Below are 21,058 nucleotides of genomic sequence, written 5' to 3'. Positions count from 1 at the left end.
AAGGTATTTTTTTATGATTTTTGTCGAATTAGTTACTATTGCCCACATTCCACCTTTCTGTGAAGTTACCTTGCGAACAGATAAAGATGGATGGCAAAACAATGAGATTGCAGGAAAGTACCAAAACGATCGCTGGATATTCGAGCTAGCCGATCCGAAGTATTTAACTGGCTTCGTTTGTAAGTTTGCCCTAAACCGGCAGATTTGGTCTAACGGTGGTGATTTTAATATTCCTGGCACCGATAACGAGCGTCATACTTTTTATCTAAGGGAGTTTGGCTTTGGTTTACCTGTTCAACCTGTTATTGAACTCGGTCAAACTCAGGTAAAACTTTTTGATATTTTTCCTCCAAATGCCCCTGACCGCAAATCCTACGATGTGATTGTCATCGGCTCTGGTATGGCTGGTGGTGTCTTGGCTGATCAACTCGCTGATAACGGTTTAGATACTTTAGTGCTAGAAGCTGGGGGAGTTCCCCTAGAGACTCACATTGCAAATCTGCCTCGACCCAATTTTCCTCGTGAATTTAGAAAACACGTCTGGGAGCGCTGGCCCCAATATCAGGTGATTAATTACGATCAGCCTGCTGATGGTAGTGAAAATAACTACGGAGGTGCTCAAGGATTTAATTTGGGTGGTCGATCAGTTTTTTGGGGCGGTTTTATTCCCCGCATGAGTTCCTGGGAGTTGGATTTTTGGCCGACTCGACTTAAGTGGGATCTCGAAGATCGCTACTATCAACTAGCTGAGGATTTGATGGGTCGTTCCACCGCGCCAACGACTTACTATACACGTGAAATATATCGAGTCTTGCGAGAACAGCTTCCTCGATACAGCCATTTTGATGCTCCAATGGCAGTCAGACAAAATCTGACTGGAGCAAATACTATCGCCACTGGCATGTTTTCCACGGCAGATTTGCTACTGGAATCATCAAGAACTGGTGGTCCTGCGGGTTTCCAAAACTTGACCGTGCGCACTCATCATCAAGTCATCAGAATCGAACCTGGGGAACCCTGCGCAGTCATTGCCCAGGATATTATTTCCAAGGAAGAAAAGAAATTTTCAGCCAAGTTTGTAGTCCTTGCTTGTGGGTGTTTTGAAAGTGCACGCCTTGCCAAACGGAGTGGTATTGGTAATGATTTGGTAGGGCAGGGTGTTACCGATCATCCCATCGCGTTTACACATTTTTCTATTCCTCCCTCCTCGCCTTTTTATGATCGTTTTGGATCTGTAAAAGTGGTATCTCAACCAACTGAGCCACACCCAGGAGAAGATAGAATCCGTGACCCCTTTAATATTCTGATTGAACTGGGTGCAGACTTTAACCAAGGACGGTATTTGGATGAAGATATTTTCCGCGAAAATATCGCAAAGCGTAACATGCTTTGCGAAATCGTTTTTCTCACAAATACGGAATTGCTTTTAGGCAATCAAATCGAGTTTAATGCTGGCAATAATTTTCGCCCGATTGCCAAAATTAAAAATCCTGGACTTCCCAACACAGTTGAAACTAGAGTTCGAGAAATCACCAACAATATTCTGACTGCTTTAGGGGGGGAGGTGTTGGATCAAGGATTTGGTAATGGTGGGCTTGGCGGTGTAGCCCATGAGGTTGGCTCTCTCCATATGGAGGTTACAGACAGTAACAATATTGGAAAAGGTACACAGCAAGCATTACAAGGTGTTGTCGATGAAAACGGTAAGTTTCTCGACCAGGAGTTTATTTACGCCTGCGATCTGTCAATCTTTCCGACCTCTCCAGCAGCAAATCCTAGCCTAACAGCAGTCGCTCTTGCATTACGGCTGAACGATCATTTAGTAAAACTTGTCCGTCCTTAATGAACCCTAACCTTGATCCTCAACTTCTTGAGGGTTAAGGTTGAATTCCTGTTCAATTTATTTAGAGAAAAATGGTAGCTAGTAAAGTATTGCCTCAAGTCAGTACCCATGAAGGCATGGGTAATATTGTGTTTACTGGCGGCACAGCTTTCCGCGTTTGGGCACCCAACGCCCGCCAGGTTCAAGTTGCTTTTTACAATAGCCGAGACCAAGATAACACCAGTCCTTCTAGCTTAGTCAGTTTAGCGTCAGAAAATAATGGCTATTGGTCTTGTGATGTCCCTGGAATTTCACCCGATCAGCTTTATCGTTATCAAATTACTAATAGTGAAACAGGAGCAATCTTGTATAAGATTGACCCCTATGCCAAACAAATCACGAATTCAGTTGGCAAAGCGATTGTTCGCGAATCGGAGTTTCCCTGGACGGATGACGATTTTCGGATGCCAGACTACAATTCTCTGGTTATTTATGAGCTTCATTTAGGAACATTTGATGATGATCCGGGCGATCGCCCCGGAACCCTCACAAGAGCAGCCAAAGGACTCGACCATCTAGTTGAACTTGGTATCAACTGTGTTCATCTAATGCCCCTCAGTGAATTCGCCGCCGATTTTTCCTGGGGATTTAATATTGCTCTACCATTTGCGATTGAGGAAACTTATGGCGGGATTATTGAATTTAAAAAGTTTATCAATCGCGCCCATAGTTTAGGAATTGCCGTTATTATTGACAGCGTATTTAATCACTTTGGTCCTAGTGATTTAGACGAAGGTTTAAGGCGCTTTGATGGATGGTCTCAAGGCGAACATGGAGGGATTTATTTCTATAACGACGATAGAGAAGCAACTGACTGGGGACCTCGACCTGACTTTGGACGTCCGGAAGTACGGCAATTTATCCGTGATAACGTGATGTTTATGTTAGATGAATGTCATTGTGATGGGTTAAGGATTGATAGCACATGCAATGTCTGGGGATTCAATAACGGTCAAGGCTGGAATAACGAAGGCTTTAATTTACTACGTTGGATTAGTGATGAGAAAAACTTTTTCCATCACCATCCCAGAAATAAAATCTTCATTGCTGAAGATTGGCACAATGACGGATGGGTAACACGTCCAACACCACAGATGGGGGCAGGTTTTGATGCTGAATGGCATTGGTTTGTCCATGAAGCACGACGTGCTTTAGAAAGTCCCAGCGATCAATCTCGAGATATGGATGGAGTTGCTCGCGCTCTTTACGCCCGGTTCAATGATGATGTCTTTAAGCGGGTTATCTATATTGAATCCCACGATGAATCCGGCAATAATGATGCACTAGCTCGCCGAATCGATCCCTCAAATCCTGAATCCTGGTTCGCCAAAAAGCGAATCACCCTTGGGGCAGCTTTAGTTTTGACAGCACCTGGAATTCCAATGATTTGGCAGGGACAAGAAGTTTTCTCAATTCAAAAATTTACTGATCAAGTTCCAATTGACTGGTCTCGCAAAAATACTTTTAACGGGATATTTCAGCTTTATCAACGTCTTTGTCAGCTTCGACGCAATTGGGACAACAACACTCGTGGGCTGAGAGGACAGCACATCAACTGTCACGTCGTCGATAACCTCAATAAAGTCATTGCCTTCCACCGTTGGAATGAAGGTGGCCCAGGAGATGACGTCATTGTGATCTTAAATTTTGCTGATCGCACTTGGGATTCTTATCGTGTAGGGTTACCCGCTTCGGGGACTTGGTGGTGCCGTTTTTCTAGCGATTGGGCAGGCTACAGCAGCGATTTTGGTAACGTAGGGGGACATCCCGTCAGTGCTGAAGCAGTGCCAAAGGATAATATGCCTCATAGTGCTGGTTTTGCGATCGGTCCCTATAGTGCTCTGATTTTTTCTCAGTAAGCATTGAGGTAGAAAATCTGCTTAAAACTCCCACGCCTTTTAGGGGGGAGTTTTAAGCACCATCAGTTGATGCATTAATTGCAGAAAAGATTGATGAGTAATCTGCATCAGAAAATGACATTTTCATTGCCATATCTATGATGTCGCGTACACCCTCGATGCTACTAAGATTTAAACTAGTAGATCTCGCCTCTGAGATGAACAAATCTATGTCTTTCATCAAGTGTTTTGTCGGAAAATTCGCATTATCATAATTGTTCTCAAGCATCCGTTGCAATTTTTTGTCAAAGGTGGGTGCGTAAAGAGCACTCTGGCGCAAAACGTACATAAACAAATCCACATTGATACCTTGATGCTGGGCAAAACCAACACTCAGGGCAAAAGCTGTTGTCAGGGAAGCAATGAGTTGATTTAACGCCAGTTTCAGCGCCGACGCAGATCCTACAGGACCTACAAGTAAAGGTTCTGGACCAAAATGTTTGAATAACTCCAGGTGGCGTTGATATTGTTCTTGGTGTGCGCCTACCATCACAATTAGTTTGCCATCTTTGACCTCTGGAATGCTACCCAAAACAGGTGCTTCTAAATACTCACCACCAGCAGCAACAACTGCATCTCTGATTTCTTTACTTTCTGTGGGAGTAATTGTCCCCATTTGAATAATGCTATGTCCGGGAACAGTTTGCCAAGACCTATCCGAAAGCAAAACACTGTATATAGCTCCAGCATTACTCAGCATAAGAATGCTACAATCAGCAGCATTAATTGCTTGGTAGGGGCGTTTTACCACTTGAGCACCAGCTGCTTTGAGTGGTTCTAACTTTTCTGGGGTGCGGTTGTAAGCAATAACCTCTATATTCGCCTCTAACAACCTTTGAGCCATCGGTAGTCCCATCAATCCAGTCCCCAGAAATGCTACCTTCATTTTTTACCTTCCTTGATAAGCGATCGCTTTTTCTCATCATTCGTTTTCAGAATTATTTCTTGCAAAAATCCGATTTGGTGGGTATTTACAACCACACAGAATTTATTTAATTTCTAAAAATGACTTTTGCAAGACGTCTATTCTTTAGAAAGTGGGGAATTGGCTTGAGTGAAGCAGTCACTAAAACAAGACTTGTCTGGCTTGTTGGCTTTCTCACTCCCTCCCTCAAGAGTGTCCCCGCTTTCTCCATCAGCCACCTGCTGCAAAAGTCACCATAATCATCACTGAGAGTAAAAGACCTGGACTCAGTAGCAACACTAACATCAAAAGATCATGAGAACTCATAATTATTACTCTCCAAAAGATATAATTGCGAATGTAATCACTGCTATAGTAGACCAACAATCACCAACACACTGTTAATAGAGCTTAATTTTTCATGATATTTGCATTTGCTCTGGCACACTCAGTCCTTTTAATGGTTGTGTAGCTTCTTGTTTGGTTAGTCCTTTGGCTTGAACCAGAACACCAAATCCACCAATACCCAGAGGATCTAAAAGCTGATGCAGGACATCTCGGCGGTGCAGCAACTGTGAGATGGGTTGCTGTGTATAAGAGAGGGCAGCAATTCGTTCTCCCAAGCCCAAAGCCATCAAAAACAACGCCTGCTTGGTAAAACCAACTTTATCTAATCCGCAGCGATCGCCCCATCGTTCTAAAGTGGTAAAATCAACATGAGTTGTGATGTCCTGTGTCCCAATATTGATATATGGGTCATTATGGCGTTGATGATTGTAGTAACACTGTAACGTACCTTGCGATCGCATAGGATTATAATAACGACTGGCAGGGTAACCATAATCAATCGTCAACAGATATCCACGCTGCAAACGCTCTGCCACTAAACTCAACCAATCCAATGCAGCTAAGTTAACCTCACTACGATAACCATCAGCGTAAGAACTGATATTTATTCCTACAAGCTCAAAATATTCCTCAAGTTTGGTTGTTGAAGGTGTATCTGCAACTTCCACAAATGATGCTACAGGAATAGAAGTAGATACGGGAATTTTTGAGTGTTCCCTGTTCCCTGCTCCCTGCTCCCTGCTCCCTGCTCCCTGCTCCCTATTCCCTGTTCCCTCTTCCTGCGTTGTGACAAAAATCTCCTGCAATCGTCCTTCTTGCAAAACAAATTGATGCACAGGTAAAGCATCCACCAACTCATTAGAAAAAAAGCAGCCAGTGACAGAGTGAGTTGGAATCTCCTCCAAATTGAACCAGCGTACAGAAAATTCTCGCAGCTGTTGCTGTTGTTCTTGCCTTAAAACTGAAGATTTTTCAACAATCACATAATCCAGAGCATTGAAAAAATCAGGGTACTGCTGCTTGATATACTTAAGAAGATCTAAAGCCAACAGTCCTTGACCTGCTCCCATTTCTACCAAAGAAAATGGCACAGGTTGTCCTAAAATTTCCCACATTTGGAAAAATTGTACCGCCAGTAACTCACCAAAGTCAGCACCAAGGTGAACAGAAGTAAAAAAATCACCTTCCTTTCCCAGCTTCAGCGCCTTTGTGGAATAGTAACCAGTTTGCGGATGATATAACACCATGTCCATATACTCAGCGAAAGTGATTCGCTTTTGGGGACTTGTCGTGATCCGGTGTGCGATCGCTTTACATAATTCTTGATTGGAAGGCATAAAGATTTCTAAAAGAACGCTTAACAGGGAACAGTGAACAGTAAACAGTGAACAGGGAACAATTAATAACTGGTAACTGGTAACTGGTAACGTATTTAGGACTTACGCAAAAACCCTTTTAAACCCTCTTAACTTTGTGTTCTTTGCGTCCTACCCTGCGGGAAGCCCTATGGCTAACGCCACGCCTTACGGCTATCGGGTTCGCAGTCGCCTACGGAGGGAAACCCTCCTGCAGCGCTGTCTCACCGCTCCGCGTCTATGCGGTTTATTTTTTCATTATTTTGCGTAAGTAGTCCTAGTACTGTAAACCCAAATACATACAGATAAACGCCGAGAGAACAGAAAAATATCTGCCTCCATCGGCGTTCATCTGCGGTTCAAAAGTCCAAATTTTCCTTATCTATCTACAGAACCCATAATGATGTCAATACTACCGAGAATGACGACAACATCCGCCAGTTTCACGCCTTTGAGTAGATGAGGCAGAATTTGCAGATTGTTGAAATCTGCTGCGCGAATCTTCCACCGCCAAGGAAAGACGTTATCATCACCAATCAGATAAATTCCCACTTCACCTTTACCGCTTTCGATGCGAGAGTAAATTTCACCTTTAGGAATTTTGAAGGTGGGGGAAATCTTCTTGCTGATGTATTGGTAATCAAAGGCATCCCACTCAGATTTTTTGCCTGCTGCTAAGCGCTTAGCTTCCAGGTTTTCGTAGGGACCACCGGGAAGTCCTTTGATGGCTTGTCTAAGAATTTTGACAGATTCGCGCATTTCCCGCATCCGTACGACATAACGGGCAAAGCAGTCACCAGCGGTTTCCCACTGGACGTCCCAGTCGAAATCATCGTAACATTCGTAGTGATCAACTTTGCGTAAGTCCCACTTCACACCAGAAGCACGTAGCATTGGACCAGAAAGTCCCCAGTTAATTGCTTCTTCACGGGTGATAGTGCCAATACCTTCAACACGACGCCGGAAGATGGGGTTATCAGTCACTAAGCGCTCGTACTCATCTATTTTAGGCACGAAGTAGTCGCAGAAGTCGAGGCACTTGTCAACCCAACCGTAGGGTAAGTCCACCGCCACGCCACCAATGCGGAAGTAGTTGTTGTTAACCATCCGGTAACCTGTGGCGGCTTCCCACAGATCATAAATCAGTTCCCGTTCCCGGAATTGGTAGAAGAAGGGAGTTTGAGCGCCGACGTCAGCTAGGAACGGACCAAACCACAGTAAGTGGTTAGCGATGCGGTTCAACTCCAGCATGATGACGCGGATGTAGCTGGCGCGTTTGGGGATGGGAATGTTTGCCAGTTTTTCTGGGGCGTTCACAGTCACGGCTTCGTTGAACATCCCCGCTGCGTAGTCCCACCGACTCACGTAGGGGACATACATAATGTTGGTGCGGTTTTCCGCAATCTTTTCCATTCCTCGGTGCAAGTAGCCGAGTACTGGTTCACAATCAATAACATCCTCACCATCCAGAGTTACAATCAGTCTCAGCACCCCGTGCATTGAGGGATGGTGGGGACCCATGTTCAGCACCATGGGTTCAGTGCGGGTTTCTAATCTTGCCATAAAAAGAGTGTTCTCCGGTTTGGGAAAATTTTATAATGGAACCGCGTAGCAGCAAAGAACGCGAAGTAAGCAGTAAGTTGGAGAGAGGTTGGCAGTTGAGCGTTTTCGTTTGATGTTTCGTTTTGTTGCACTTGTTCAACTATTATTATATGAAGCGTGAGATAGAGAGAATGGAGGTACAAGATTTTTTTCATGTGCCTGTTTTGAGTGGTCAGGTAATTGAGGGTTTGGCTGTCCGTCCCGATGGGCATTATTTGGATGCAACGGTAGGCGGTGGCGGTCACAGTCGCCTGATTTTAGAAGCTGCACCCGATGTGCGAGTAACGGCTATTGACCAGGATGAGGACGCTTTGGCTGCGGCGCAAAAGATATTAGGGGCGTTTGGTGAACGTGTAAAATTTATTCATAGCAATTTTGCGGCGTACGATTTTCCACTGAGCAAGTATACCGGAATCATTGCTGATTTGGGCGTTAGTTCTCATCATCTGGATACATCTGAACGGGGTTTTAGTTTTCGCGCCCCAGCAAATTTGGATATGCGGATGAACAGGCGACAATCTCTGACAGCGGCTGATGTGATTAATGATTGGGATGAAGCTGAACTGGCAAATATTTTCTTTCAATACGGTGAAGAAAGGTTGTCACGGCGCATAGCCAGACGGATTGTTCAACAACGTCCATTTCACATGACAACAGAATTGGCAGAGGCGATCGCCTCTTGTGTTCCCCCAAAATACCGCTACGGCAGAATTCACCCAGCTACCCGCGTTTTTCAAGCGTTACGAATTGTCGTCAATAACGAGTTAAAATCCCTGGAAACTTTTTTGAGCAAAGCACCGAATGCTCTCGTACCAGGTGGCAAAATTGCAATTATTAGCTTTCACAGTTTAGAAGACCGTATTGTCAAGCATAGTTTTAAAGATTCGCCCTTCTTGCAGGTTTTGACGAAAAAACCCATAGAAGCACAAGAAGAAGAAATTGTCAATAATCCCCGCGCTCGTTCTGCAAAGTTGAGGATAGCCGAGAGGGTTGAGGAACAGTGAACAGTGAACAGTCAATAGAGGAAGCGATTTAACTGATAACTGATAACTGATAACTAATGACTAACGACTAACATTGCGTGGTAATTGTATACGGAAAGTGGAACCTTGGTTAATGGTGCTTTCAACTGTGATTCTACCATTCATGAGGCGAACCAATTTATCAGCGATCGCCAGTCCCAAACCAATACCTCCGTACTTGCGTGTGGTAGACTTATCAACTTGCCAAAATTCTTGAAAAATGTGTGCTAGTTCCGATTCGGGGATGCCAATGCCCGTATCCTTAACCATTAACACGACTTGGTGTTGATTTCGTTGCTGTACTTCCACAAACACGCCGCCTGTATCTGTGAATTTAATGGCGTTGGAAATCAGATTAACCAATATTTGGCGTAGACGAACGCTATCGTTGATAACTATAGGATTTTCAATATTTGCGTGCAAAACTAAGCTGAGGTTTTTTTGTTCAGCAAGACAACGCAGTTCCTCTGTGCTTGCTCTCACCAGCTCCACTAAGTTAAATTCTTCTGGATTAAGTTCTAGTTTATCTCTCTCCAATTTGGAGAAGTCAAGCATATTCTCAATCAGTGCTAGTAGATGTTTGCCACTTTTAATAATCCGTTCGATCATGTCTCTTAATTCGACGGGGAACAGATTATAGTAGCGCTGTAACAGCAGTTGGGAAAACCCCAAAATTGAATTCAAAGGTGTACGCAGTTCGTGGGAGAGAACTGACATCATTTGAGTTTTTATGTGTGCAACTTCTTGTAACTCTAAATTCTCTTTCTGAATTAACCGCAGTTTTTCCTCTGCTTGCTTGCGGGAGGTGATATCACGCACAAGCCAACGCAAGCCTTGAAATTTGTCTTGGGGAGCGAACACAGGAGTGACACTCAGGCTAGCATCAAATATATTACCTTGTCTCGCCTGCAAGCGGATTTCCCACTCTTGCATTCGCCCTATATCAGATAACCCTGAGAATTGATTACGAAAAGCGCGACGTTCTTCCTCAGGAACAAAGTTAACCAGCGCTTTGCCTATCAAAAAACTTTTCGAGATGTTGAGCAGTTGAGTAGCCGCCTGGTTGGCTTGCAAAATTTTCCCGTCGGTATTTGTGACCAAGTAACCATCCGGTGCAAAATCAAATAATTCCTGGTAGCGTTGACGTTCATTTTCTGCCTGTTGGTTAGCAATATTCAATTGCTCATTCTGTTGATGCAATTCTTCCTGAGCCACATACAATTCTTCCAAGGCGGTATTAAGTTGCTCGATAGCTTCCAAGAGTGCATTTTGCTGGGGCATAGGTGATTCACTAGCACGAGATTCTAAGAATTGGCTGCGCTGGCGTACCTCCTCTATTCGCTGACTAAACTTGTCCAGATTCACGGCGCACCTCTTCTAATCTCCTCTATCAACCAAGATACATATCGTGCTTAGATCTAAAATCTATCTGACAGGTTATTCTTCAAACGCCAATGAATGATAAAAGTTGACTATTCTACTTGCGGGCGCTCTTCCATTAGGATAATAAGTCCTTGGATATCAGAGGCGTTACCCAACAGCGGGTTGCAAATCACCTGACACTGAATCGCTCTACCCCGGCGGTTTATAGCATCTAGCAACACTTCATAATGTTCCGAATCCCCACTGATAATTGCGCGTATGGGTTGTCTGAGTGGCTCCAACGGCAAATTAATGTCCAAACTCATAAAGTGCTTGGAAAAAACTTCATCAAATCGCAAACCCCACAAATCTTCTGCTTTGCGGTTCCAGATTAGGACATGCAAGTCGGGACTTAGAACAACCACGCCAACACGTAAACTAGTCAGGATAGATTCTAAAAAACCGTTGACTCTGTTGAGTTCTTGGCTACGTTGGCGCAATTCTTCGTTGATAGTCTGCAATTCTTCGTTGGTAGATTGCAGTTCTTCGTTCATAGTTTCTAATTCTTCGTTGGTGGATTGTAGTTCTTCGTTTGTGGTTTCCAGCTCCTCTACTGTCGATTGAAGTTCTTCGTTGGTAGTCTCTAATTCTTCGTTTGTGGATTGGAGTTCTTCATAAGCTGTTTCTAATTCTTGATTGGCGTTTACGAGTTCCTGTTGCAGATTTTTAAATCGAGTCACATCTATGAAGACAATCTTTGTACCCAAGATTTCGTCGGTGTTGTCGTCCATCAAGGGCATTATCTGTACGTCGAGAGATTTCATTTCGCGGTCTGTAGTGGACCACTCAATATCTTTTAAGATGATGGGGCGACGAGTGGAGCGAACATGATCAATGCGCGATCGCAACTCCACAGGTCGATAAGAAAGCTCTAAATCTTGCAACGGACGACCCAAATCTCTAGGATTGAGATTAAACAAATTACGAGTTTCAGCATTAGCCAATATAACAATACTGTTGAGGTCCACGACTAATTGAGCGACCGGATCAATCTCAAAGGCTGCTTCATGAAGGCGGATTTGGTCAACAATTTCTGGCACCGCTTGCTGTCTAGAAGAATTAGCCATACTTAACAGCATATCTCGAAGATTGCCGTTAGGAACTTTGGTAAATACCCGTCGCCGTAAATCTATAGGGGTAAACGAGTGATTGCGAGTAAACAACATTTCTGCTTTCCCCAAAAACAAAAAACCATTATCATTCAGAGCAAAGTGAAAGCGATCAAGAATTTTTGCTTGGGTTTCGGTATTAAAATACATCAAAGTATTACGGCACACCAGTAGGTCAATCTTGGAGATGGGTGCATCTTGTACCAAGTCATGGCGACCAAATATAACACCGCGACGCAATTCTTTTTGAACTATGTAGCGACCGTTAACTCGCTCAAAGTATTTTTGCTGTAGATTTGCGGGAACGCTTTCAATATCTTTTGGATTGTAACTTGCTTGGCGAGCCATATTAAGAGCTTCCACGTCTACATCCGTGGCAAACACTTTCACCCGTGTTGTGTACTGTTCCATACCCAGTGCTTCAGCAAGCAAAATCGCTATGCTGTAGGTTTCTTCCCCAGAAGCGCATCCTGCACTCCATACTCGGATTGGTTTATTCAAATGTTTGTTAGCAAGTATTGCAGGAATAATTTCACTTGCGACGTACTCCCAAGCTTGTCCCTCACGGAAGAAAGCTGTGACGTTGATTAATATTGTGTTGAATAGCTCAATAAACTCATCTGGGTGTACCTCTAAATAGTCTAAGTAATCAGTATAATTTTCAATACTAATTGTTTGCATGCGTCTCTGAATTCGACGGCTTAAGCTGGTGCGCTTATAACCGCTAAAATCGAACCCACGATTGCGTTTGATATATTCTAATAAATCTTCTAGTTCCGGATTTGTTTCTTGGTTACTCATATTTTTTATACTTTATCAAGGCACTTGCGTTTGTGCTTGTTGTCAAACTACAGCCTCTCAGGGATAATTAGTGGTTCAACAAGAGGTATTGCTCCTAAGCAGTTATTCTTAACCAATATGTGGAAAAAATCTCAAAACAGATTGGTATTTTAATATTTTTTGCTTATTAGAAACGAAAAATAATAAATTTTTTGTTGGCTTGTCTGGTTCCTTGTCTCTGGCAAGGAATGCAGCAATGGAGGCTCTGCCTCCTGACCTACTACTAGAAACACACGTAGTAGGGGAGCCAGTACTGCCAAGAGTTGTGCCTTGCGCGGGTTCCCCGCGTTGTGGCAACTAGCCCCGAAGGGGGCGCTACGCAAACGGAGAGGGTTTCCCTCCGTAGGTATCTGGCGTTGGGCACTGCTAGTCAGATCCTGCCCAGTATATGAGAGTTTTAGTGGCAGTGCCCACCCTACACCTACAGCTACTGCTACACCTAGTGCGGGTAACATCCCTGGTGAGACTAACAGCATCATAGATTACAATCCTCAATTACCACCAAGCAAGCGCTCAAACTCTTGTTTGACTTTTGCATAACATTCACACGAAGCCGCTTCTAAGGCAGTTCGGTCAAGAATTCTCATTTGCCCACGTCTGTAGCTAATCATCCCAGCTTTCTGAAAAATGCTTGCGACCTCACTTACACTAGCACGACGAACCCCCAGCATTTGAGCAAGAAACTCCTGAGTGAGTAAGAACTCGTCAGATTGTACTCGATCGCGAGTCATTAAAAGCCAACGACAGAATCGTTTCTCGATAGAGTGCAAGCAGTTGCAAGCAGCTGATTGAGCAATCTGGTTGAAGAGTGTATGTGTGTAACGTTGTAATATCTTGTAAAGCGGACTGCCTGGAGTCACAAAAATTTTAAATTCCTCTGCCTTCATCCGCATCGACTCACCAGGAACTTGTGAAAAAGCTTGCCCAGGAATTTGATCTGCTCCCAGGAATACAGGCACACCTATCATTCCTTCGTTACCCACTGTAGCGATTTCGGCTGTCGCGCCGTCCTCCATAATAGTAACTAAAGAGACAATACCATTCTTCGGGAAATAGACGTACTCAATCGGTTCGTTCATCTCGTAAAGAATTTGCTTCAAAGGCAAAAAGATGCTCTCCATGTGGGGGAGGAGACGTTCGTATTCTTCTGTTGGCAAGATAGCCAAAAGCCGATTTTCATTTGAATTACGAAAGGTTGGTGACACGGATATCACTAGTCTTATTAAACTAGTCGTAAATTAACCATACAGTTAGCTGCGTTGATATTAATTATGTACGGTAGCGGATAGACAAATAACTAGTAAATAGGTAGATTCTGAGTTTGTAGTATATAGCTAATTGTTTGAAATGCGTGTAGCTAGAAACACAATAAGCAAAGCGGAAGTAGATGCATATATCCCTAGAAGTAACTTAAACATGACCCAGAGTCGTGTTTTGATTACCGAGGTCACCTCAAAACCTGCCAGCCATAGCAACACCATCCCAAAAATCCTAGTGATAATGACTCAAAACGCTGTCATCAGAACAAGGAGTGCTGCTATCAGAAGCACAGCAAGGGAAGTTAGAGCCAAAAGCGCTCTGTTTAGAGCTAACAGCATAGCCGCAAGGGCAAAGAGGTTGAGCTTATCGCTCAACGTGCAACCTTTTTAACATAGCTATGAAAAGCGATGACAGTCAGGGGGATTTGGCAGAGGTAAGTGTTATCGTGTTAAAAAGTTTTGATAATCAATATCCTGAGGACGATATAAACGTCAAGACACTCAATAATTTGCGAATTATTGTCGTCGATGATAATATTGATACCCTTATTTTAATTACTGTTATTCTTGAAGATTACGGCGCTAAAGTCATGACGGCAACATCTGCAAGCGAAGCCCTTGAGGTCATCAGAGATTTTGAACTAGACTTTTTAATTATCGATATCGTTATGCCGCAAGAAGACGGTTATTCATTAATTGGTAAAATCAGAACGCTGGAAAATACACAAAAAAAAGCAATACCTGCAATAGCGCTAACAGCTGTAGATACAGATGAAGCACGCCAACTTGCTTTCAAGTCAGGATTTCAAAATTATCTGACTAAGCCTTTTGACAATAGAGAGTTAGTCATAGAAATAGCAAATTTTTTAGTCAATTGCAATTAAATATAGTACTAATGGGGGAGAAAAGTAAAACCATTTTGTTAGTCGAAGATAACCCTGATGTAGGGTTTCTGATTCAGTCTTTATTTCATGCTGCTAATTTGCCAGTTTCTTTTCAAGTTATCAAGAATGGACAAGAAGCTGTGGATTACTTGTCGGGTAAAGAACCTTATCTTAACAGAGAGAATTACCCACTACCAGTAATCATATTGACAAATATAAATATGCCCTATATGTCAGGTTTTGAGTTACTTGCATGGGTCAAGCAGCATCCCGAACTGAAGAATTTACCAGTTGTGGTCATGAGTACCTATGACGATCCAAAGCATTTGATTCAAGCTGCCAGCTTAGGCGCTTACTCGTACTTCATTCAAACATCATCTTTTGATGGCTTGGTAGACATAGCGGCAAAATTCGTATCGTAGCGTTGGCTTTGCTATGCATGAATTGGTGTCTATTTAACGTTTAAACCTTTGAACTCACCTTGATTTGACCCCTCCCCCAAGTTCGGGCTACGGTGTACACACATCTCACTCAAAACCTCACCCTGCCCTGTCGGGCATCCCTCTCCTTGCTAAGGAGAGGGAAAGATTTTAGCTACGCTAAAAGCGAGGGTGAGGTTTGGACTGTATGACAACGAAGTACAAGAGCTATATTCCTAAACATTTACGAGATATTAGTTGGTTCTTCGTCTTCTGGCGCTTTGCTGTTGTTCCCCTCTGCTGGTGTAGGGTTACCCTTGAGCAGGACATCCCGAATAACCCCAGCACGTTTTTGAGAATCCTTCACTTGCTCTTCCAGTCGTTGTGCTGATAAAACTTGGTTGCGATCGCGCATCCGTTTCGCCATCCGAGTTGATAAAGATGCTTTCTCTTCCAATGCCCTGAGGGCAAACCACAACGCATCTTCCAAAGCATCAGATTGCTTTGCCAGCAGAGTTTCTGCTGAATAAGCATGACCCGTACGGCATCGAAACCGCAATAACTTTCCGTCTGAAAGATCCCACAAAGTACCACCACAGTCTGGACAGCCAAAAGTAGAAGGTTTGCCTGGTCTTTCTTCGTTATTAAGTACGTTCATATCCAACTCCACCAAGCCAGATTCAAATTCAATCTCCTCAGGCACAGGATCTTCTTCGCCTTCCACGGGCGTGTTAGCTAGATTTACCAAGATATCTGCAATATCCGACAGAGGCAGGATATAGTCAATATCATCTACGTTCTCGATGGCGCTGCGCGGCATCCCAGGATACATTGCATCTTCGGGGTTTTGAACAACTGCAACACCATTGCGCATTTTCACTGCCCTTAGTCCTGCTGTTCCGTCGTCAAGAACACCCGTTAGCACCACAGCAACCACTCGTCGCCCATAAGCTCGCGCTGCAGTGCGAAACAGTGGGTCAATAGCTGGACGATGACCGTTTTCTGTTGCTCCGCGTGTCAAGTGTATATATCCTGGTTTTACCAGTAGGTGATAGTTTGGCGGGGCAACATAAATTCTTCTCAATTCAATGACTTCGCCATCTTTTGCATGAGATGCTGGCAATTTTCCAGCACGGCTAAGGATGCGTGGCATAACACTTGTACCGTGGCTTGGTACATGAAGCACAATCATCACAGCAGCATTCAGGTCTGGCGGTAAATTCTTGACTAAGTAAGAAAGTGCTTCAACTCCGCCTGCCGATGCTCCGACAACGATGAGATCGTGTCCAGGCATTTTTGTTATTCCTCCCAATTGCAGCGGAGCTAGGCATATCGCACTGCTTACATCACGCTAACAGAATCAGCTAACAGATTTACTTAATTTTGAGGCGATTTATCAAATTGTAATTTTTTCGTTTCAAAAACAGAGCTTGAGCCTTAACAAAATTAGTCTGAGCTTTAGTATATCTAGCTTTAGCCTCAGCATGCATAATAGCTAAAGCACGCTTTTGATTTGTTTTTTCTTCATCAAAGTCATTTTCCTCCTCATCGCTTTGAGAACTCACAACAAGAGCTACTTGTTTATCTGACTCTGTGACCAAAATATTAAATAAAGGCTTTTGATCATTATCTATTTCTCTGGCTAGTTCCAGTAGAGCATCAGCTAAGACTATCGGCACTCTGATAGCACGGGTTCTACCAAGCTTCCATGAAGGGGCTGGACCTCGCTTGCCACGTTGGGGAGTATCTAACATAAGTTACTTGTACAAATATTATATTTACAATCATAAACTTGTACAAGTTTTGGAAACCTGTACAAATTTAGTGTAAACTAATGGATAATCAAAATAAAAAACAACCTATCTACTGCTGTATATACAAGTGCTAAATGTGTGATTTTCTCTAGGACTTAGGCACTATACAAATTGATGATCATGTGTAAAACGCAATTCTGTCGTTTTAGGCTGTTGAGGACAACTCAACAACAAGTAGCGATATCGCTTACAGAACATGAAACCATCAAACTTCCAGATGAAAATTTCTACCGCATATTTGATTGTTTATATCAATTTTTGAAGATAAACCGTTTGAACCGTTAAATTCATTTAATATTTATTTTTTATGGTGTTTCCCACTGCTCAGCGAATTTTGATTGTGGATGATGTTCCTAACAATATATTTTTGCTTCAAACATTTTTAGAAGCAGAGGGATTTAATGTTGATACTGCTTTGAATGGTCTTTTAGCCTTAACTAAGATTCAAGCATCACCACCTGATTTAGTCCTGTTAGATTTGATGATGCCAGGAATGAATGGTTTTGAAGTAACCAAAAGTATCCGTCAAAATGATCAACTCCGCTTCCTTCCGATTTTACTAATAACAGCTGGTAATGACACTGATGGAGCAGAAGGATTAAAAATAGGGGCAAATGACTTTATGCGTAAACCTATCAAATTTGACATATTAATGGCAAAAATATTAAAGATTTTGAACTGAAGTACAGATATTTTTGAAAATAGATATAAAAAAACTGTCAGCGTGAGAATTTATAAAGAAATCGAAATCTGACAGCTATTTTCAGTACATTGAACCACAGATTTTCGTAGGGGAACGGCAAGATCAGCCTCTACCCCCTGGTTTATTTACTTGAAAACCGCGCTTCAGCAAAATTGGATTTCATTTGGATGAAAATGTGAGTCTAGATCGAGCGCTTATTATTCAAGGTTCTTGACTCTTACTTTGAAGTAATTGGACGCTCACCATCAATGTCCTGGGTGTCTATTATGTCAAAATCACTTTTAGCAACGGGACGTTCGCCGTCTATGTTGACGGTATGCCCAACGTTCATATCACCTGGATCAATTGGACGCTTGCCATCTACAGCAAGCATGTCATGATTCTTAAAAGCACTCTTGCCAATTGGACGGTTACCATCTACATTTAAGGTTCTAGAAATCTCAAAATTACCCTTGGCGAGAGGACGTTCACCATCTATGTTGAGAGTACCCTGAACTTGCATGTTATTTGGGTCGATTGGACGGTGACCATCTACATCAAGTGTTTTAGAAACTTGTTTGGGTTCGTTAGATGATGGCCTACTACCTGTTGTATTTTGAGCGGAATTTTTGGCAGTGGTATCGATTTCGTCAGTGTTATTTGAAGTGATTGGACGCTCACCATCAATGTTTTGGGTGTCTATTATGCGAAAATCACTCTTAGCAACGGGACGTTCACCATCTATGTTGACAGTCTCCCTAACTTTAAAACTACTTGGGTCAATTGGACGGTTGCCATCTACAGCAAGCATGTCATGATTCTTAAAAGCACTCTTGCCAATCGGACGGTGACCATCTACATCTATGGTTTTAGAACGGTCAAATTCACTTTTGGCGATTGGACGCTCACCATCTATGTTAACAGTTTCTTGAACTTCAATATCAGCTGGGTCAATCGGACGGTGACCATCTACATCAAGTGTTTTAGAAATTTGTTTGGGTTCGTTAGATGATGGCTTAGCACCTGGAGTACTATCAGCTTTGTCTATATTATCCATACTTCGGCTTGTTCTTCCTTATTATGGTTGTTTGCGCTCAAATAGCATAATCCCAAGAGTTATTATCCACAATTTGGAGTACTTGTGGGCTATGCAAAAATGGCTTTATTATTCACTTTAATTAACATACTTAAACACAGGCAAAAAATCATCTGCCACAACATAGAATCTACCTCTGACTTGAGAGGGATTTGTCAGTTGAGTGCGGCAGACAAAACCCTCTGGGATCATAAGGTATGTTATCAACGCGCCTCTTACAACGCCCTAGTTTGCCGTTGTCGCACCCGTTCAGCACTTCCAGTAGGAATTGAGGCGATGAGTTTTTGGGTGTATTCCTCTTTGGGTTCGCGGTAAATACTCTCTGCTGTCCCTTGTTCGACGATTTCACCGCGATTCATTACCAAGATGCGATCGCTCATAAATTTCACCACACTCAAGTCGTGAGAAATGAAGATATAAGTCAACCCAAACTCAGCTTGCAATTCTTTGAGCAGATTTAGCACTTGTGCTTGCACAGATACATCCAGCGCTGAAACCGATTCATCACAGATGATAAACTTAGGATTTAATGCCAAAGAACGGGCAATACAAACCCGCTGACGTTGACCACCAGAAAACTGATGCGGATAGCGGTTGATCGCGTCTGCACTCAAACCCACGCGTTCTAAGAGGTAAGCGACACGTTCTCGCCTTTGTTGCTTTGTGTTACCAATCGAGTGAATCACCAAAGGTTCCATAATTGCTTCCCCAACCTTGAAGCGTGGATCAAGCGAGCTAAAGGGGTTTTGGAAGACAATCTGCATTTCTCGCCGCAACTTCTGTAATGCTTTGCCTTTGAGTTTTGTGATATCTTGCCCTTCAAAAATAATTTGACCACTCATTGGTTCAATTAATCGCAGCAAGGTTCTGCCAAGAGTGGTTTTACCGCAACCAGATTCTCCCACCAATCCCAGCGTTTCTCCCTTTTTCACATCAAAGGAAACGCTATTGACTGCCATAAAATAGCGTTTTGTGCCACCAAACGCCCCCCGTATTGGGAAACCAACCTTCAAATCACGGACTTCCAAAAGAGATTGCTGGTGTTCTAAGCTTTGCAACCTTTGATTTATCTCTTCAGTTGTCACTTCCACAGGTTGTTGAGGTTGTTTTTCTTGAATGATCAAATCTCCTGTTGGCGTTTCCTCCACATCCATGTAGTCAGAAACTGTCAGCAGTTTTTGGGGACGACGGTTAAGTGTGGGGCGACAAGCTACTAAGCCTTTTGTGTATGGATGCTGCGGATTTGAAAAAATTTGTGCCGCCGAATCGTATTCTACAACTTTGCCTCTGTACATCACGGCGACTTTGTCAGCAACTTCTGAAATGAGTCCTAAGTCGTGCGTGATGAAAATTAATGCCATTTGACGGCGCTGCTGCAATTCTCGCAACAGCTCAAGGATCGTTGCTTGTACCGTCACATCCAATGCTGTGGTAGGTTCATCTGCAATCAGCAGCAGTGGGTTGCAAGAAATTGCCATTGCGATCATCACCCGTTGCAACTGTCCACCAGAAAGTTGATGCGGATAACGTTCTAGGATAGCTTCTTTGTGCTGCTTCACCAACTGTGCTATTTTTTGCTCGTCTGGAGTTGATGAACCGAAGGAAGTTTGTTTCCAAGTTTCGATATACTGTTCCTTGAGGGCTTCATCGCTAGGAAGGAGTTTGACCTCTTGCAAACCGGCGATCGCCATTCGTCGTGCTTCAGATGCCGAAACACTCTGGTGTCGCAAAATAGCTTCCGTTATCTGAAACCCAATCGTGTAAACCGGATTGAGCGAACTCATCGGTTCTTGGAAAATCATGGCAATGTCGCCGCCTCTGTGGATCTGTATTTGCTCCCTAGGCAATTCCACTAAATTGATCGGTGCGCCATTCTCTTGAGGGTGAAACCAAATTTCACCGCCACTAATCCTACCAGGATTTTGAACCAACCCCATAACTGCCAGCGATGTGACTGATTTTCCGCTTCCCGACTCTCCGACTATTCCTAGAGTTTCTCCTCGATGTAATTCAAAAGATATCCCATCTACTGCTTTGACACTTTTACTCTCACCCGAAAACTCAACTTGTAAATTGCGAACGTCTAGGATAGTTTCTCTCATAAAAGTCAGGGGCTTAATTCTAGCTTATAAATTATTTGGATTTTAACAGCGACTTTGATTTTTTTTATTGATCGCAATCTTATGTGCGACGATATTTTTCCGATTTTGACAGCTTTGGTATTAAATTTGGCATTAAAAATTACAAAAAATAACTTAAGCTGTCGCAAATATAGCAGATTTCCATTGAGTGGCATATTGGAAAAACCCTAGGGGCACACCATTGCTGTACTCCTAGCCGTGGTGTACGTAACACAGAACAGGTATATACGATTCCTCCGCAGATTTTTGCGAAGCTTCGCTCTTCGTGTATGTTAAGCGTTCGGGTGTTCCCTGCTCCCTGCTCCCTGCTCCCTGCTCCCTGCTCCCTGTTCCCTATTCACAGAATTGAAGAATCAAAATCACAAGATTCTTCGTCACTGG

General features: G+C 43.2%; 17 protein-coding genes. 6 read left to right on the top strand and 11 right to left on the bottom strand.

Annotation, left to right across the window (positions count from 1 at the left end; genetic code table 11):
- The first annotated feature begins 13 nt into the window (after window positions 1-13).
- Window positions 14-1,843 (top strand): GMC oxidoreductase, encoded by a 1,830-nt coding sequence (locus DP114_RS30820; protein ID WP_171977945.1) that lies wholly within the window; start codon window positions 14-16, stop codon window positions 1,841-1,843.
- A 71-nt stretch (window positions 1,844-1,914) separates the two neighbouring features.
- Window positions 1,915-3,741: an alpha-amylase family glycosyl hydrolase gene (locus DP114_RS30815; protein ID WP_171977944.1), complete on the top strand. Its 1,827-nt coding sequence runs from the start codon at window positions 1,915-1,917 to the stop codon at window positions 3,739-3,741.
- Between the two features lie 52 nt (window positions 3,742-3,793).
- Here DP114_RS30815 and DP114_RS30810 read toward each other — a convergent pair whose 3' ends face one another.
- From DP114_RS30810 to DP114_RS30800, 3 genes are all read right to left on the bottom strand, one after another.
- Window positions 3,794-4,666: an NAD(P)-dependent oxidoreductase gene (locus DP114_RS30810; RefSeq protein WP_171977943.1), complete on the bottom strand. Its 873-nt coding sequence runs from the start codon at window positions 4,664-4,666 to the stop codon at window positions 3,794-3,796.
- A gap of 437 nt (window positions 4,667-5,103) precedes the next feature.
- Complete coding sequence (locus tag DP114_RS30805; RefSeq protein ID WP_171977942.1) at window positions 5,104-6,369, bottom strand: class I SAM-dependent methyltransferase; 1,266 nt, start codon at window positions 6,367-6,369, stop codon at window positions 5,104-5,106.
- Window positions 6,370-6,765: 396 nt separating this feature from the next.
- Window positions 6,766-7,950, bottom strand: coding sequence for an NAD(P)H-quinone oxidoreductase subunit H (locus DP114_RS30800; protein ID WP_169266255.1), 1,185 nt, complete (start codon window positions 7,948-7,950; stop codon window positions 6,766-6,768).
- A gap of 149 nt (window positions 7,951-8,099) precedes the next feature.
- Between DP114_RS30800 and rsmH the strand changes: the two genes are divergently transcribed.
- Window positions 8,100-8,993 carry a 16S rRNA (cytosine(1402)-N(4))-methyltransferase RsmH gene (rsmH, locus tag DP114_RS30795; protein ID WP_171977941.1) on the top strand — a complete coding sequence of 298 codons (894 nt, stop codon included), beginning with the start codon at window positions 8,100-8,102 and terminating at the stop codon, window positions 8,991-8,993.
- A gap of 60 nt (window positions 8,994-9,053) precedes the next feature.
- On the opposite strand, the gene DP114_RS30790 is transcribed toward rsmH, so the two are convergent.
- From DP114_RS30790 to DP114_RS30775, 4 genes are all read right to left on the bottom strand, one after another.
- Window positions 9,054-10,376 carry a PAS domain-containing sensor histidine kinase gene (locus DP114_RS30790; protein ID WP_171977940.1) on the bottom strand — a complete coding sequence of 441 codons (1,323 nt, stop codon included), beginning with the start codon at window positions 10,374-10,376 and terminating at the stop codon, window positions 9,054-9,056.
- A 107-nt stretch (window positions 10,377-10,483) separates the two neighbouring features.
- Window positions 10,484-12,343 (bottom strand): CheR family methyltransferase, encoded by a 1,860-nt coding sequence (locus DP114_RS30785; protein ID WP_171977939.1) that lies wholly within the window; start codon window positions 12,341-12,343, stop codon window positions 10,484-10,486.
- A 149-nt stretch (window positions 12,344-12,492) separates the two neighbouring features.
- Window positions 12,493-12,861 (bottom strand): hypothetical protein, encoded by a 369-nt coding sequence (locus DP114_RS30780; protein ID WP_171977938.1) that lies wholly within the window; start codon window positions 12,859-12,861, stop codon window positions 12,493-12,495.
- A gap of 12 nt (window positions 12,862-12,873) precedes the next feature.
- On the bottom strand, window positions 12,874-13,587 hold the full coding sequence (locus DP114_RS30775; RefSeq protein ID WP_246162909.1) for a Crp/Fnr family transcriptional regulator: 714 nt from the start codon (window positions 13,585-13,587) through the stop codon (window positions 12,874-12,876).
- Window positions 13,588-14,039: 452 nt separating this feature from the next.
- On the opposite strand from DP114_RS30775, the gene DP114_RS30770 reads away from it, so the two are divergent.
- Together DP114_RS30770 and DP114_RS30765 are read left to right on the top strand one after the other, a co-directional pair.
- Entirely contained in the window at window positions 14,040-14,525 is a 486-nt protein-coding gene (locus tag DP114_RS30770) for a response regulator (RefSeq protein ID WP_171977937.1), read from the top strand.
- An 11-nt stretch (window positions 14,526-14,536) separates the two neighbouring features.
- Window positions 14,537-14,947: a response regulator gene (locus DP114_RS30765; protein WP_171977936.1), complete on the top strand. Its 411-nt coding sequence runs from the start codon at window positions 14,537-14,539 to the stop codon at window positions 14,945-14,947.
- Window positions 14,948-15,188: 241 nt separating this feature from the next.
- Here the strand turns inward: DP114_RS30765 and DP114_RS30760 are convergent, their stop codons facing one another.
- Both DP114_RS30760 and DP114_RS30755 read right to left on the bottom strand, forming a co-directional pair.
- Window positions 15,189-16,238 carry a chemotaxis protein CheB gene (locus DP114_RS30760; protein ID WP_171977935.1) on the bottom strand — a complete coding sequence of 350 codons (1,050 nt, stop codon included), beginning with the start codon at window positions 16,236-16,238 and terminating at the stop codon, window positions 15,189-15,191.
- 79 nt (window positions 16,239-16,317) lie between these two features.
- Window positions 16,318-16,698, bottom strand: a complete 381-nt coding sequence (locus tag DP114_RS30755; protein ID WP_171977934.1) for a hypothetical protein — start codon at window positions 16,696-16,698, stop codon at window positions 16,318-16,320.
- A 367-nt stretch (window positions 16,699-17,065) separates the two neighbouring features.
- Here DP114_RS30755 and DP114_RS30750 point away from each other — a divergent pair, with 367 nt between their 5' ends.
- Window positions 17,066-17,440 (top strand): response regulator, encoded by a 375-nt coding sequence (locus DP114_RS30750; protein ID WP_169266263.1) that lies wholly within the window; start codon window positions 17,066-17,068, stop codon window positions 17,438-17,440.
- Between the two features lie 238 nt (window positions 17,441-17,678).
- Here DP114_RS30750 and DP114_RS34560 read toward each other — a convergent pair whose 3' ends face one another.
- Together DP114_RS34560 and DP114_RS30735 are read right to left on the bottom strand one after the other, a co-directional pair.
- Window positions 17,679-18,497, bottom strand: coding sequence for a hypothetical protein (locus tag DP114_RS34560; RefSeq protein WP_216669949.1), 819 nt, complete (start codon window positions 18,495-18,497; stop codon window positions 17,679-17,681).
- A gap of 254 nt (window positions 18,498-18,751) precedes the next feature.
- Window positions 18,752-20,638 (bottom strand): ABC transporter ATP-binding protein, encoded by a 1,887-nt coding sequence (locus tag DP114_RS30735; RefSeq protein WP_171977933.1) that lies wholly within the window; start codon window positions 20,636-20,638, stop codon window positions 18,752-18,754.
- Window positions 20,639-21,058: the final 420 nt, after the last annotated feature.

This window comes from Brasilonema sennae CENA114, assembly GCF_006968745.1.
Taxonomy (GTDB): domain Bacteria; phylum Cyanobacteriota; class Cyanobacteriia; order Cyanobacteriales; family Nostocaceae; genus Brasilonema; species Brasilonema sennae.
The sequence above is the reverse complement of the archived record's forward strand: the minus strand, read 5'-3'. Positions and strand labels throughout refer to the sequence as shown.